At 35.6% G+C, this 15,380-nt stretch carries 11 protein-coding genes; 8 read left to right on the top strand and 3 right to left on the bottom strand.

Features of this window, described 5'->3' with window-relative positions:
• The first annotated feature begins 231 nt into the window (after window positions 1-231).
• The 4 genes from A3EE_RS0107335 (at window position 232) to A3EE_RS0107350 (ending at window position 4,492) form a co-directional block, all read left to right on the top strand.
• Window positions 232-477, top strand: coding sequence for a GIY-YIG nuclease family protein (locus A3EE_RS0107335; RefSeq protein WP_018342795.1), 246 nt, complete (start codon window positions 232-234; stop codon window positions 475-477).
• A 727-nt stretch (window positions 478-1,204) separates the two neighbouring features.
• Window positions 1,205-2,722 (top strand): sensor histidine kinase, encoded by a 1,518-nt coding sequence (locus A3EE_RS0107340; protein ID WP_018342796.1) that lies wholly within the window; start codon window positions 1,205-1,207, stop codon window positions 2,720-2,722.
• Window positions 2,723-2,766: 44 nt separating this feature from the next.
• Window positions 2,767-3,117, top strand: a complete 351-nt coding sequence (locus A3EE_RS0107345) for a hypothetical protein (protein ID WP_033417691.1) — start codon at window positions 2,767-2,769, stop codon at window positions 3,115-3,117.
• 70 nt (window positions 3,118-3,187) lie between these two features.
• Window positions 3,188-4,492 carry a PQQ-dependent sugar dehydrogenase gene (locus A3EE_RS0107350; RefSeq protein WP_026209654.1) on the top strand — a complete coding sequence of 435 codons (1,305 nt, stop codon included), beginning with the start codon at window positions 3,188-3,190 and terminating at the stop codon, window positions 4,490-4,492.
• A 31-nt stretch (window positions 4,493-4,523) separates the two neighbouring features.
• Here A3EE_RS0107350 and A3EE_RS0107355 read toward each other — a convergent pair whose 3' ends face one another.
• Together A3EE_RS0107355 and A3EE_RS0107360 are read right to left on the bottom strand one after the other, a co-directional pair.
• A complete protein-coding gene (locus A3EE_RS0107355; protein ID WP_018342799.1) occupies window positions 4,524-7,139 on the bottom strand; it encodes a CAP domain-containing protein in 2,616 nt (871 codons plus the stop codon).
• 96 nt (window positions 7,140-7,235) lie between these two features.
• Window positions 7,236-7,970 (bottom strand): hypothetical protein, encoded by a 735-nt coding sequence (locus tag A3EE_RS0107360; RefSeq protein ID WP_018342800.1) that lies wholly within the window; start codon window positions 7,968-7,970, stop codon window positions 7,236-7,238.
• 351 nt (window positions 7,971-8,321) lie between these two features.
• Between A3EE_RS0107360 and A3EE_RS0107365 the strand changes: the two genes are divergently transcribed.
• The 3 genes from A3EE_RS0107365 (at window position 8,322) to A3EE_RS0107375 (ending at window position 12,882) form a co-directional block, all read left to right on the top strand.
• The gene (locus A3EE_RS0107365; RefSeq protein WP_018342801.1) at window positions 8,322-9,836 is read left to right on the top strand and encodes a sensor histidine kinase; all 1,515 of its coding nucleotides are present in this window, start codon (window positions 8,322-8,324) and stop codon (window positions 9,834-9,836) included.
• Between the two features lie 96 nt (window positions 9,837-9,932).
• Window positions 9,933-11,144: a glycosyltransferase family 39 protein gene (locus A3EE_RS0107370; protein WP_018342802.1), complete on the top strand. Its 1,212-nt coding sequence runs from the start codon at window positions 9,933-9,935 to the stop codon at window positions 11,142-11,144.
• 187 nt (window positions 11,145-11,331) lie between these two features.
• Window positions 11,332-12,882 carry a PAS domain-containing sensor histidine kinase gene (locus A3EE_RS0107375; RefSeq protein WP_018342803.1) on the top strand — a complete coding sequence of 517 codons (1,551 nt, stop codon included), beginning with the start codon at window positions 11,332-11,334 and terminating at the stop codon, window positions 12,880-12,882.
• Window positions 12,883-12,956: 74 nt separating this feature from the next.
• Here the strand turns inward: A3EE_RS0107375 and A3EE_RS0107380 are convergent, their stop codons facing one another.
• Complete coding sequence (locus tag A3EE_RS0107380) at window positions 12,957-13,178, bottom strand: hypothetical protein (protein ID WP_018342804.1); 222 nt, start codon at window positions 13,176-13,178, stop codon at window positions 12,957-12,959.
• Between the two features lie 256 nt (window positions 13,179-13,434).
• On the opposite strand from A3EE_RS0107380, the gene A3EE_RS0107385 reads away from it, so the two are divergent.
• The gene (locus A3EE_RS0107385; protein WP_083921253.1) at window positions 13,435-15,297 is read left to right on the top strand and encodes a PKD domain-containing protein; all 1,863 of its coding nucleotides are present in this window, start codon (window positions 13,435-13,437) and stop codon (window positions 15,295-15,297) included.
• Window positions 15,298-15,380: the final 83 nt, after the last annotated feature.

The raw sequence follows: 15,380 nt of genomic DNA on the forward strand, positions 1-15,380 counted from the left end.
AAGGTTTTTCATTGTATTGAGAGTAGCTTACTGGTTCGGAGCATCCCGTTTTTTAAACAGGAGGGGCACATAGTTCGAACCCAGTATCTCCCACCAAATAAAGGCCTTACAGAAATGTGAGGCCTTTATATTTATAGTGTTTTTCGTAGCGTTTAGAGTAGTGGCTCAGCTGGTTCAACTCTACTGCTTCGAATTAGATTTTTTAGAAAGTTTTTATTTAAATATTTTATCATGTTTCATTTTTACATTCTGTATTCGGTTACAAGAGACTCATATTACATTGGTCATACAGGCGATACTATGGAAGAGCGTCTTCGAAAACATAATTCAAATCATAAGGGTTTTACAGGAGGAACTGGCGATTGGATTGTTTCTTACAGAGAAGAATTTACAACAAAAGAATTGGCATATAAGCGTGAAAGGGAAGTAAAAGCATGGAAAAGTAGAAAGCGGATTATTCAACTTATTGGGAATTAGTTTGACTGGTTCGGAGCATCCCGTTTTTTAAACAGGAGGGGCACATAGTTCGAACCCAGTATCTCCCACGAATGAGAGGCCTTACAGAAATGTGAGGCCTTTTTATTTATAAGGTTTTTCATTGCATTGAGGTTAGTTCGACTGGTTCAGAGCAACTGCTTCGAGGCAGATTTTTAGAAAGTTTTTATTTCTAGTATTTAAATCTACCCTGATAAATAATACTATTTTCTTAACAAGATGCTCAAAATAAATTCATACAAATTCGTTGGCACAAGGACTTGTCGTAGCTAATACGTTATGACTGACCCCAGCCGGGGTCATATGTTTATAGAATTTATCAGATTCGAATAAAACACGCACAATACAGAAGGTATTCATATACTTGTAAAATACCTTCGGTATTGTGCGTAGAAAAACCATTATATATAGATGCTATAAATATGAGATCCCGCTGGGGTCGTTTTGGGAAATATTGTGCATACAGAGTTGTATTTATTTTGAAAGAATTGAAAAATGTGAAGTGTTCTGATTAATTAAAACATCATCAATTCAATTAGCCACTATGACATAAATCACTATTTGAGTTAAATAAAACATAATCTTGTTTTTATCCGTTTCTTATACAAATAGCGATGCATTAATGCTGCAATTTTCTACTTATATTTAGCTGCTGTTAGATATTATTTGGTTCAATCACAAAGCCTTGTGAATTTTTAAGTAAAATAGAATGAGTTCGGAATTAGAAAATATTAAAAGAGAAAATGAATTTTTAAAAGCGGAAGTGGAGCGTTTAAAAATTCAGATTCAAACCGATGCTTATAAAATTATTTTTGATTCCTCACCTGATATCATTATTCAATTAGATAACTCTTATAGAATCCTGATCATACATATTCCTGACATACCTGCAGAACGATTGGATATGCTTGTAGGTAAAAATATTTTTGATGTTACTCCATTGTACGCACATGCAAAAATGCTGCATGCATTGGAAGAGGTTGTTCAGCAGGGCAAGGTAGTTGTATATGAATCTGAAGGGGAAACTCTGGGAGCATACAGATATTATGAAAACTATTTGGCACCGATCAAAGATGAACACGATCATATTCTATCAACATACTTTATAAGCAGAGAAGTTACTTCTCAAAAATTAGCAGAAAAGGTAATGCTTGAAAATGAGCGCAAACTTAAAACGGTTTATGAAAACTCTATTCAGATACTTACCATTCTTGATCTGGAAAGACGATTCACCTGGTTTAATAAAAATGCGTTGGATCGAAGTCCTGCCATATTGGGACGTGCACTGGTAATGGGCGAGCGTGCGGAAACCTACATAGAAGAAAGTCAGCGCGAGTTATTCATTTTAAATTTCAATAAAGCAGTGCAGGGTGAAGTGATTACCTATCCACGGGTTGCATATGTCAATGGGCAAGCTATTCATTTGGAATATACACTGAGTCCGGTGACTGAACAAGATAAGGTAGTCGGCGTTTCGTTATCGGGTATCAATGTTACCAAACACAAAGAATACGAAGATTATTTAAAGCGCATCAATCTGGAATTGGTTCAGCAGAATGAACAGCTGAATCAATATTCTTACATCATCTCTCACAATCTGCGAGGACCTATTGCAACGCTCATGGGATTGGTTCAGATATTTGAGCAGGAAAAAAACAACAGCATACAGATTGAAGAAGTGATGAAGCATATTTACAAATCTGCTGTCAATCTGGATTCCATTATTAAAGATTTAAATACCGTTATTTCATACGACGAACAGGTTACAAGTCTGTTCTCGAAGATTGATATCAAAGAAGAATGCGAAGCGATCGAATTTTTATTGAGCACACAGATCCACCATGCAAGTGCACAGATCGTACATCATTTTGAAAAATGCCCTGTTGTATTTTCTATTAAAAGTTATGTGCATAGCATTTTGTATAATTTAATTTCAAATGCAATTAAATATAAACGCAATTATATTCTTCCGGTGATTCATGTATCGTGTTACATGGAAAATGAAAAGGATGTATGTATTGAATGCAGCGATAATGGCTTGGGAATTGATATGGAGAAATTCGGTGACAAACTATTCGGATTTTATAAGAGGTTTCATTCGCATGTAGATGGAAAAGGATTGGGATTGCATTTGGTTAAAAAACAGGTTGGATTGCTGGGGGGTAGAATTGAAGTGCAAAGTGTAGTAAATGAAGGAACAACGTTCAAAATAATTTTGCCGGCCTGATTTTTTTGTTTAAATTAATATAAAGAGCTATAACCAGCATGAACATGAAAAATAAAATCTTAATATCTATTATCGCCATTTGCATATTTTGTTCCTTTACAGCGCAAATGATACCCACCAGTTTGAAGATCACAGTTCGGAATGAATTGGGGGCAATTGAGGGCGACGTTCAAGTAACCTTATATGCAACCAAAGAAGATTATGAAAAAAGTCAAAATGCCGTTGCTTCTGGGAAAACAGATAGCAAAGGCATGATTTATTTTCAATATCTAAAGCAATTGAATTTTTACATCAGCGCAGAAAAGGGAGACAGAAACAATTTTGGTGCAGGAGAGAAGATTGACAATTTAGCAGAGAACAAGGTTAATAAAGTAACGATTATTATATCCGAATAGTCGAGCAATGATTTATCAAAGAATATTCGGAATAGAATATTCTTCTTTTAATATTAAAAAAACCAAATCAATGAAAAAGTTTTTTGCATTGCTTGCATCGTCGGCTTTTTTAGTGTCTTGCGGAACGGATACCAATAATACTGTTGAGGCTGTAGATACTATGAGTGTCGCAGACACATCGTCTGAATTGCCCGAACCTTATGCAACGGAATCTTCAAAGAAATTCAGTAAAGCATTAGGCTGGTCGGATGGGAAAACACCTATCGCACCGAAAGGTTTCGTTGTTCAGAAGTTTGCAGACAAATTGGAAAATCCAAGATGGTTGTATGTATTGCCTAATGGAGATGTATTGGTTGCAGAAGCAGGCACGAAGGGGGCGATCAAAGCAGCAGCTGCATTCGTAAGCGGTAATTCGAAAAGCAGATTAAGTTCGGGAAGTGCCGATCGCATTACCTTGTTTCGCGATACTAATAAAGACGGTATTCCTGACGTGCGTGATGTGTTTTTGGAAGGCTTGAATCAACCTTTGGGAATGGTATTGGTTGATAATACGTTTTATGTTGCCAACACAGACGGAGTTGTTGCATTTCCATACACAAAAGGACAAACAACTATTACATCCGCGGGAAAGAAAATAACGGATCTTCCGGCAAACGGATATAACAATCATTGGACCAGAAACATTATTGCAGATCACGACGGATCTCACTTATACATTACGGTTGGATCGGCTAGTAACGTTGCCGAAAATGGAATTGAAGAAGAGTTCATGCGCGCAAATATATTGGTGATGAATGTTGATGGAAGCGATAAAAGAATCTATGCAGCAGGCTTACGCAATCCTGTTGGTGCGGCTTTTAATCCATATGACAAAACACTTTGGACTGTAGTAAATGAGCGGGATGAATTGGGCGATGAATTGGTGCCTGATTATTTAACAAGTATACAGAAAAATGGATTTTACGGATGGCCGTATTCGTATTGGGGACAGCATCTTGATCCCCGTATGAAGGGTGAAGGCAAAGATCTTGTAAAAAGAGCAATCGTTCCGGATGTAAATCTTGGTGCGCATACTGCATCGCTTGGTCTGGCTTTTTATAATCAAACCACATTTCCTGTAAAATATCACAACGGCGCATTTATCGGTCAGCACGGCTCATGGAACAAATCCACTTTTTCCGGATATAAAGTTGTATTTGTTCCGTTTGAAAATGGAAAGCCTAGTGGTCCGCCGGAGGATTTTTTAACTGGTTTTATTGCAAATGCAGATGAAGTATATGGCCGTCCTGTTGGTGTTGTAGTGTTACCAGACGGTTCTATTCTTGTTGCGGATGATTCAGCAAATACAATCTGGAAAATAAGTATAGCTAAATAATACAAATAGATAGCGACAGATACATTTTAATTTACTTATCACAATTACAATTATAAAATTCTTTTAGCCTAAGATCTTCGAGCAGCAGGAAGTTTAAATAATTAGGATTAAACCATAAGTCGCACCACTCTGTTTTTCCTAATCTGGAATATTCACCGGTCAGGTATTTTATATATTCATGATCGTCTTCAAAATCTTCGTACCTAAGGGTAACGTAAAGTTTTAACGCTTCAATATTTGGGTTTGTGCGTGTGGCAATAGGTTCAATAAGAGCTTTTGCAACCGCATACTTGTCTATCGCTGTATAAAAATATGCCAGCTCCAAGCATTGACTGTCGGTCAGTATGGCATCATTGGGGTGGTAATATTTTTTAATTCCCGGAAGCATCTTATTTATTTCAGGATGCATGGGGATGAAATTATATAAGGAATGAATGGTATACACATAATAATATTTCCATAATTCATCTTCATGAAAATCCGGTGCTTTTACACGTTTGCCAAGAGCAATAAATGCCGGAAGTTCTTTTAATGCAAAATATTCTGTTTGATATAATTTATTGGGGTTACTCGATTTTCCTTTCTTATTTTTCTTGAGAAAAAATTCAGACTTTCTGTAGGCTTCATTATTAATGGCTTCGTAGTTCATCAGCTCGTTCAAGTCGCCATATGTAGCAAAATGCTTATAAATTAAAACGAGATTATTGTAGATCAGATCATTTTTTGATTTGGCAGGAAAATATTTAGAATTGCCAAATACGTGAATACTGTCATAAAATGTTTTATCCGATATTGAACCTTGGACAGTGTATTTAAATACAAGTTCGTTGTATGTAAAAATAGGATATTTCTCTTCCCTTGGAATGCGCAACACACAAGCTTGTAGAGCTGTGCTGTCCAGCAACGACCATTCAAGATAAACTGAAAACTGAGCTTTTTCCAACGCATTAACCAGTTCTTGTTTGGGTTTTTCGTATTTGTAAAATTCAGTTTTTAACGAATCGTATATTTCGACTGATGTTTTGGTTTTTATTTTTTCTTTAAATTCTTGTCTGTATGTTAAGGCTACATCCAGATAGCGCTGCTGATTTAAAAAATACGATAGCAATGTATCCGATGTGTGTTGGTTTACATAGGCACGTATTTCATCTGGTTTCATTTTTTTTACAAACTGCAAACGCGTCCCTTCAAGTTGTTTGTAAAACAATCTCCATTGTTCTTGTTTAATTATTTTAGGCTGAATCGTAATGGTATCAAGATATGGTTTAACAAGCAGCATAAAATTATCCATTCGTGATTTTGCCAATAAGTCGTTTCCCGCTTTTTCTCCTTCAATGCTTGCAAAGGCTGCTATTTGCACTGATGTAATCTTTCCTTTGATTGCATTAAAACTCTTTGCTATTTCAATTTGTTTGGAGCTATCCAAATTTGTTTGTCCAGAAGTGTAATAAAGCCTTAAATGTAAGGTGTCGTATGTGTTGTATGTTCGATACTTGTCAGGAACAGATTGCAGTTTGAAGGGTTTTATATATGTTACAGGTGGATATGAAGTCTCTAATAATTTTGAAGGGACAACGATATATGACCTGTATGCTTGTAGATGTTTATTTTTTATGAGAAAAAGATTGAATTCAATTTCCGGACCATTGGGTTGCAGTGGGTAAAAAAAGTAATGAGGTTTTTTTCTGAAACATCGTATAAGGGATGTTTCTATATAATATGTCGGAGGTGTATGCTGTCTGCAGTATTTAAGCAGTTTTTTTCTGTATATGGGCTTAGTAAGTTTTCCATTTAGTTCAAATAATGCGTTTCTTCTATTCGGCACCATAGAGAACTCTGTTGACGCACTATCAAACTGACTTAACGGAATAAATTCCTGAGTAATGCCGCTTCTGCGTCCTTTGAAAATTTTTTTCGCGTCTTTGTACGTGCTTGTTATATAGCCTCTATCAATATACATTTTCTGGAAGCCATCCGTAGCTTTTTGTTTTTTTGAGGTATATGGTTGAAGTCCATAAGGCAAAGTTGAATTAGGTAGATCCAGTAAATGGTCGGAGTAGTCGGGGAATTTAGCCGTAGTAGAGGGTGTGTTTGTATATCCGAACACCTGTACAGCAATACATCGTTGGCGCGTGCTATCGTATGCAACAGCAAGTGCCGTGCAATTGTAGTTTTTTGAAATGATATTTTTATAATGGCCCGGAGAGTTTTTCCATAGCGTAGCCATGGTAGCCGCCGCCGCTTCATAAGTTGCTGTACTTAATGTTAGCCCATTTGAAGATGCTAAACCACCCAATGTTATTTCAACAATATTTTCTCCAACAATGGTATACGCCAATCCTCCATGAATCTTAACACGTTCAGCAGGAGTTTTTTTTCCTTTTATTGTTTGGAAGTGAGAGATTTTCTTTTCACTCAATAAGTATTGCGCATGATCGATGGCCGCTCTGTAGAGCACATCATCCCAAACCAAATTTGGTAGCTTCTTATGTTCGCGGAGCATATTGACGGCATCGAAGGTAAACCACTCCAATCTCGCTTTGTCGGGCTGCTGCAGATCAACAATATTGGAAGGCGTTTGAGCATTTGTGTATCGGGGTACACAAATGAAAAAGAGCATTGTAAATAAAACAAGATAAAAACGCATAGGTAAATTTAAATGAAATAAGAAGCCGGGGTATATTTCAATTTAAATGTACAAAACATTTTATTTTCGCCATCATGAAGTTCTATTAAAAAGGGTTCAATATAGCTTCAACATATAGGCTGTGCTGTAGAAAAAATATAAAAAGGTGAAATTATAAGCGAATGAGATCAACTGTTGACTGATCCGGAATAATGTGTATGAAGGAAAAATATACTTGTAGTGTCGAATATGTATATAGATCGATTTTCCTAGAGAATATATGATGTAGAGTGCGTATAACGAGCCTGCTATCGTAGCAGGTATTCCTATTGATTCTTTCGAAGGATACTCCGTCAGATAATAATAGCTTGCGATCAAATAAATAAAGGCAAATACAAATGAGATGGATGGCAGGATGGGATTGGGATATTTAGCGTGCGTGCCTTCCACGGCATTCCGTTTGCTGAATTGGATTCTGTAATAAATAAATGTGCCTAAAAAATAAACCAGTGCTAGAAGTAGAATTTTATTAAGACCAATAAAGAACGGGTGTCTGGCAGCGATCATTTGAGGTGTTAAGCTTACAGCTTCATGCACATCCGAGAATGAGTAAAAGAGACAAAACACACCAAAGAAAATGGAGGACACAAGTGCTATTTCTGCTGCTATCAACAAAACAAGTAAGATGGGGAATACGGGAGAGTGTTTGCGTGCAAGCCTCGTTTCTTCAATGAGCGCAATGGAGAGCATATATATAATATAAAAGGCTCCGCCCCCTGTAATGGCAGCGGATAAGAGTATGAGTACAAATGTTATCAGGATACAGATTCCAAAAGCTGCTAATGGTGTCATAAAACAGGTTACATATAAAATTGAACATCGAAGATAGTATAAAAAATTATGTCCCTGATAAAATTATATTTGACGGAGTATGATAAGTCAGATCTTTAACATTCGATAAAGGTTCACGCGTATCATTTTTTTTCATAAGACTCGTCGAATCAAAAAAAATGTATGATTGGTTTGGGTAATTTTTTCAGACCTGAAATTTCAATTCCAGACCTGTTTTAATAGCTATAGGAGTACTCAAAAATGCATTATTTGCACGTCAAAGGGCTTTTCTTTTAGATTTGAAATGAATGGCGTTATGGCATCTACAAGGAAGAATAATTTTCTATATTTGACTTTCAATACAGCGTTCAAATGGATTCCAATACCGAAGACTTACATAAGGAAATTGTACGATTAAAAGAAGAGATAGCCTTGCTGAAAAAAGATAGTCAGTTAAGTGCGTATAAACTTTTCCTGGAATCTTCGCCGGATATTATTTTGCAGGTAGATGCAGATTATAACGTAGTAGTGGCACATTTACCCGAGCATCCGGTAGAGAAATTAGACTCATTCCGAGGAATTAATATTTTTACACTCACTCCGGTTTCTATGGCCGAAAAATTACGCAACGTATTGGAGAAAGTTTTTTCAACAGGAGAAACATACGTATATGAAGCAGATGGTGAAGTACGAGGGGCGCATCGGTATTATCTAAATCATGTTTCTGCTGTTAGAAATGTAAATGGAGAAATTGATCACGCCTATTTTGTTTGCAGAGAAACAACTATCCAAAAGATAGCGAGCATGCAGGCTGAAGAAAACGAACAAAAACTTTCAGCACTTTTTGAAGGCTCATCGCAGATCATTTCTTTGTATGATAAAGACAGTAGATTTATCTGGTATAACAGAGCAGCGTATGATAAAAGTATTTTCCTATTTGGAAAATTCATTAAAGTAGGCGAGCGTTTTGATTCCTATTTGCAAGAAGAATTACGTGCCGGATTCAATGCGAATTTTGAAAAGGTGCTGAAGGGTGAGATTATTACTTATACAAGAGAGTATGAGTATGAAAACAAACCATTTTTTCTGGAGATCATGCTGCAACCTGTATATCAAAAAAATGAATTGGTTGCCGTATCGCTAATAGGAAATAATCATACCGAACGTAAAGAGTATGAAACACGTCTGGAAATGGCAAATAAAGAGCTGATGCAGCAAAATGAACAGCTCAATCAATATTCATACATTATATCGCATAACCTGCGTGCGCCAATTGTAACTTTGCTTGGGTTGATCTCAATTTTTAATCAGGTAAAAAATGATCCGGAAGAAGCAGACGAAGTGGTTGCTCACATAACTAAATCTGCCAACCATCTGGATACGGTCATTAAAGATCTCAATAATGTATTAACGGTTAGTGATCAAAAAAATATTATGACTTCCGTTGATCTGGATGCGGAATTTGATATTGTTCAATTTTTATTGAAAAACGAAATTGAATTATCTAGGGCAATCGTCAAGTATGACTTTTCAGCATATCCGGTTGTATATTCTATCAAAAGTTATATTCATAATATCTTATACAATCTGTTGTCGAACGCAGTAAAATATAAAAAACAGGATACTGCTCCAAATATCTATGTTCGTAGCTATAAACATGAATCAGGATTTATATGTATTGAATTTTCAGATGATGGAGTTGGTGTTGATCTGGAGAAATTCAAAGATAAAATTTTTGGCTTTTATAAACGGTTTCACTCACATGTTGAAGGGAAAGGTTTAGGTCTTCATTTGATCAAAAAACAAGTAGATGTTCTGTGCGGTCGTATAGAAGTAGATAGTGTTGTAGGGCAAGGTACAACATTCAGAGTATTGTTGCCCGAATAAGGGGATTGAATTAATTGAAGAGTTTTGAATTAACTTTATTAAAAATCTAATAAGGTGTTTCTTAAAGTTTATAAACGCACCTGCAATCTTTATTGAATGAAACGAATCATACATTTCTCCCTGCTTATTTTAGCAATCAATCTTTGTTTTTTATTTTCTCCTAAACCAACAAGTGAAGAATCTTTTTGGGGTGAATACGTTCCGATTGGTGGGCATGCAGGGTTTATTCATAATTTTGATTCAAATGAATTTATTGAAAGTGCAATCAGCCCATCTGCGTTGATGCGCAAGGATTATGTCAGACAAGGCCGCCCATTATATGTAATTGCTGGGTCAGCGGTCGGATACGGCATTTATTATACAAGTAATCTTTTTACAGATAAACTGAGTCTTACCAAAAGCATGTATACAGGGTATGTATGTTTAAATTTTATTATACTGCTGCTGGCATTGTGTTTATTTGAAAAGATTGCAATGCATGTAACAGATGGGGCAGTTTCATATGCTACAATACTTATTTTGTCTGTTTTTATTGCATCAAATTTTATGACCAAGGCATTCTTTTGGACTGCACATCAGCAGATGCTTGCCTTTCTGGTGCCGTTACTGAGTATATATATCAGTATGAATTTTATTAAAGGAAGGTCATCGAAAGAGCTTTATATACTCTCCTTTATGTTGGGCATAGGCATGCTGGTGTATGGTAGTTTTTTGGTTGTGTTCACTGTGTGTATACTTTATCTTTGTTACACCTTGAATGAGCAGAACAATCTGATGAAAGTTCCTTCAGCAGGGCTTCTTGTTGTGATCTGTATACTTTTTGCACTACCGTCGCTGGTATGGGTGTTTTTTTTAAAATTCAAGGGGATTGCTTATTACAATCATGAGGTAAAACAATATCGACAGCTTGTATGGATACTTGATACGCTTTCTGTTTCAGTAAGACATTTCTTTTCTGTATTTTATTCAAATATAATTCAGTTTTCTGTTACAATGTCAAGTCTGTGGTTGTTTGGAGTGCTGCTGGTTAGTACATTGATTGGAAGAAAAATTAAAATCGGATCTGCTTTTGTATTTAATAATAATACAGGACTGCTGCTATTAAATTTAGCTTGCTTCGGTTCCTTTTTTATGCTTTTAGGTTTTTATGCGGATCGCCTAACATTTACATTGATGCCGATTTTACTTTGTTTAAGTGTTGCTAATGCAGCGGAAATGCTGAATAATAAAAAAGTGCAGATTGTATTATTGCTGATTGTGACTATCTGGCATGCGGTAAATGTCTGTTCCTATGGTCCGTTTGCTTAAAGAGGAATTGCTATATGTTTTTTTGCTATAAATTATATTTGATTAAAAGCAGGTATAAAAGCCTTTAGCAATGTTTGTGACATCTTGTATGAATGATCTGATATAATTCATTTTGAATTCTTAGATTGTTTGTTTAAATATATAGTATACTACTTTCAGAAGTATTCTTTTACACAACGAGATCCCGATGCCAAACGAAATTTTCACAAACGAAGAAAGACAAAAGCTTCTTAAAGAAATTGAACGACTGAAGGCTGAAAATGCTCGATTGTTGGATGTTTCTCAGGACGCAATCTATAAAGCTTTTTTTGACGCGTGTCCGGATGTCATTTTTAAGCTGGATATGGATTTTAATATCAGTTTTGTTCACTTGCCTGCACGCTCCAAAGAATATATTGAATCAATTTCGAATAAGAATATTTACGACATCATACCGAACGTATTTCATGCGAGTATGCAGGCTGGGTTGCAGCGTTCGATCCAAACCGGAGAGCCTGCTTTTTATGAATCGCATGGAGAATTTGAAGGGGAAGAAAAATATTATGAAAATTTTTTATCGCCCTTGAAAAATAAAGATGGAAATGTTATTTCGATATTTTTTTATTGCAGAAATGTTACCAAACAAAAACTGATTGAAAAAAGTCTGATCAAAAATCAACACACACTGAAAACAATTTTTGAAAATTCAGAACATTTCATTACAGTAATAAGTTTAGATCGAAAAATTATATGGTTTAATAAAAAATCAGAATTGTTAAGCCCGGTTGTTTTTGGAAATAAGTTGGAATTAGATTGTTTTGCTGAAACATTTCTTCCGGAAAAAAACAGAGCAAGTTTTGTTGAGCACTTTAATCATGTATTAAATGGAGAAAGCATTAATTATGTAAGGCAATACACGGTGGATGATGCTCCTTTTTATCTGGAGTTATTTATTAATCCGGTATATGAAAACGCAAAAATTACGAGTGTATCATTAATTGGAGTTGATATTACCAAACACAAAGAGTCCGAAGATTATTTGAAAAAAGTAAATGTTGAATTAACACAACAAAATGAACAGCTGAATGAATTCTCCTATATTATTTCTCATAATCTGAGAGGCCCTATTTCCAACTTACTTGGTTTGGTAGAAATATTCAAACATCATAAAGAAGATGCGACCCAAACGGAGCAGTTTCTGTTTCACATAACAAAAACCACTCAAAAATTAGATGAAGTTATTTCGGATCTGAATTTTGTAGTTACCAATCATGACAGCAATGTAAGCAATAACAGCATTGTAAATCTGGAAGATGAATGCTCTGCTATTGCCGGCTTATTATCTGTTCAGATCAAAAAAACGGAAGCAAAATTCAAATATGATTTTTCTTCATGCCCTGAAATTTATTCTGTGAAATCATATATTCATAATATTTTATACAATCTAATTTCAAATGCAATTAAGTATAAGCGGGAAGATTGCGCACCCATTGTGGAGTTGTCGAGTTGTTTGGTTGACAAATCAACCGTATGTATAGAATGCAAGGATAATGGCATTGGTATGGATTTGAAAAAGTATCAGGATAAGTTATTTGGCTTTTACAAGCGCTTTCACAATCATGTTGACGGAAGAGGCATTGGATTGCATTTGGTGAAAAGGCAAGTTGAATTATTGGACGGTTATATTAAAGTTGAAAGTATCCTGGAGCAAGGTTCAATATTTAAAATTTATTTGCCTGTGAAAAATGCAGATGAATAAGATTATGTAAAAAATGTAAAAAAAAGAGGCTGTATATTTATACTGCCTCTTTTTATGGTAAATAAAATTATTTTTTAATTATTATATGGCTTAGACCATTCAAAGCAACGAACTATTTTATTTTTTGTATAGTCTTGTATAAGAATATCCGGATTGAGATTTAACAGATCAAACATTGAATCTGATTTGGAAAAAAAACTTATCAGATAATTGTTGTCTTTTAGCTCTTCTGCAATTTTCTTCTGAAGTTTCTTATCATCCTCCTGAATGAAAACTTTGTAGATGGATTTTGTCATAGCTGTAATGTTTACGGTTAGTATACAAATGTGCGGCTTTTTATATAATTCAGGCTTACATCTTTTTAAAGATTTGTTATATAAAATCGTGGTATTTAATACAATGAGAGTTTAAACATGTTTATTAAATCAGAATCATTTCGTAGAATATGGCTGTTTGATTTTACATACAGCCCAGGTTTAATAGTATTTTTTCCGGTCAGGCAACCCTATTTTAGAAAATCCGGTCTAAACTATACAACCAAAAAATATTTCTATGAAACGGATTTATAACGCATTTTTAATTTTATTCTTTTTCGGGATGCTATCGTCTAGTGTGCAGGCATCGTGCTGCAATGCCGGATTTTCAACTCCCAAAATCGCGAGCAGTGCAAAGAACTGGTTCCGCTTTATTATGCACGACTCTATTGCAGCAGATATTCAATCGGTACATTGGTCTTTTGGCGACGGTACCTATTCGACTGAACGGACCCCCTATCATGCGTATTACGCCAGTGGAGATTATTCTGTAACACTTACAGTAATTAAAAAGCAAATAAATGGTGTAAAAAAAAGTTGCACAGAAACACATATTCTTCCTGTTACATATGCATGTGCAGATTTTACATATATCACATCAACGCTTGACGTTTCATTTTTTCAAACGCATAATGTTGATTCTGCTTCTGCCCATATAAGTGCAAAAGCAAGAAATTATACATGGGTGTTTGGAGATGGCAATGTTTCAAATGAATTAAATCCAACACATACGTATGCGAAAGCAGGCACTTACAATGTGTGTTTGTACCAAAATAAAGCGAATGCGCCTGATGCTATAGGTTGTTCTATTTGTCATACAGTTGTTGTGAAAGATACAACGCCTGTTATCTGTCGTCCGGAATTTTCTTATTCATTAACCGATACAGTTGTATTTTTATATTCGAATAGTACGATCGGTAATTCATATTGGTGGATAGAAGGAGATACGAATGCACATGCCTGGGGAAATAATGCTGGCTTTGCTCTTTCTTCACAAGAACCGTTTACCGTATGTCACCGTCAGTATACAGATTCTATTGTTGGTCCGGGTTCAGCATATTGTGTAGAATGTACTACCATCAGTCATCCTGTAGATACAGTACCTGTGATTTGCCGATCTGATTTTTCTTATTCATTAACAGATTCAGTTCTATATCTGCATGCCAATAGTGCTATAGGTGATTCGTACTGGTGGATCCATGGAGATACCGCTGCACACACCTGGGGGAACGATGCCGGTTTTGTGATTTCTTCGCAAGATTCTTTCACCGTATGTCACCGTCAGTATACAGATTCTATTGTTGGTCCGCATTCAGCATATTGCGAAGAATGTAATACCATCCGATCCGTACCACCTGTAGATACCATACCTACACATTGCAATTCTGATTTTACCTATACGTTAACAGGATCTACACTTGCATTAAATGCGATTGAGTCAGCGCCAAATTCTTACTGGTGGTATTATGCAGATGGTGTTCGAAGCGGTCAGAACTACGGAGGCGACACAACTTTACTGGTACCCTCAAATGGACAATTGACAGTATGTCACACGCAAGACAATACTAGTTTTTTAGATACATGTATTGTTTGTAAAGTTATTCGTGAACGCCATGATACGATTCCTGCTGTGTGTTATTCTAATTTTGATTATACGTTAAATGGTTCCAGCGTAACTGCGTATGTGGATTCAATCAGTTATGGCAGACATATCTGGACGTTTGCAAACGACGCGGTTGTATATGACACCTTGCTGGCTCGTTATACCTTTACATCGCCAGGTACAAAACGTATCTGTCAGACAACATTCAGAGAAGGTTCTGTTGATAGCTGTACAACCTGTAAAGATATTGTTATTGAAGCTGCAGATATTAGTATTCATCCGAATCCGGCGGTGCATCAGATCACGGTTAAATGTAAAGATGGCATGATCGCTTCAATAGATATTTATGATGTGAATGGAATGCTTGTGAAAACTGTTTCCGGATTAAATGTAGTTAAGTACGATGTGAATGTATCGGATCTTACAAGTGGTATTTATTATGTTTCATCTGTTTTGACAGACGGTCGTGTAAATAAGACGAAAATAATAGTTCAGTAGTTTCTCTATGTTTGATTGAAAGTCTCCTGCCATAGCGGGAGACTTTTTTATTTTATATCGAATAATTGAAATTATTTTTTAGA

The sequence above is a fragment of the Cytophaga aurantiaca DSM 3654 genome, assembly GCF_000379725.1.
Lineage (GTDB): Bacteria > Bacteroidota > Bacteroidia > Cytophagales > Cytophagaceae > Cytophaga > Cytophaga aurantiaca.

Coding starts and splice junctions, on each gene's coding strand:
- A3EE_RS0107335 (WP_018342795.1), top strand. CDS start 232: ATGTTTCATTTTTACATTCTGTATTCGGTTACAAGAGACTCATATTAC.
- A3EE_RS0107340 (WP_018342796.1), top strand. CDS start 1,205: ATGAGTTCGGAATTAGAAAATATTAAAAGAGAAAATGAATTTTTAAAA.
- A3EE_RS0107345 (WP_033417691.1), top strand. CDS start 2,767: ATGAAAAATAAAATCTTAATATCTATTATCGCCATTTGCATATTTTGT.
- A3EE_RS0107350 (WP_026209654.1), top strand. CDS start 3,188: ATGAAAAAGTTTTTTGCATTGCTTGCATCGTCGGCTTTTTTAGTGTCT.
- A3EE_RS0107355 (WP_018342799.1), bottom strand. CDS start 7,139: ATGCGTTTTTATCTTGTTTTATTTACAATGCTCTTTTTCATTTGTGTA.
- A3EE_RS0107360 (WP_018342800.1), bottom strand. CDS start 7,970: ATGACACCATTAGCAGCTTTTGGAATCTGTATCCTGATAACATTTGTA.
- A3EE_RS0107365 (WP_018342801.1), top strand. CDS start 8,322: ATGGATTCCAATACCGAAGACTTACATAAGGAAATTGTACGATTAAAA.
- A3EE_RS0107370 (WP_018342802.1), top strand. CDS start 9,933: ATGAAACGAATCATACATTTCTCCCTGCTTATTTTAGCAATCAATCTT.
- A3EE_RS0107375 (WP_018342803.1), top strand. CDS start 11,332: ATGCCAAACGAAATTTTCACAAACGAAGAAAGACAAAAGCTTCTTAAA.
- A3EE_RS0107380 (WP_018342804.1), bottom strand. CDS start 13,178: ATGACAAAATCCATCTACAAAGTTTTCATTCAGGAGGATGATAAGAAA.
- A3EE_RS0107385 (WP_083921253.1), top strand. CDS start 13,435: ATGAAACGGATTTATAACGCATTTTTAATTTTATTCTTTTTCGGGATG.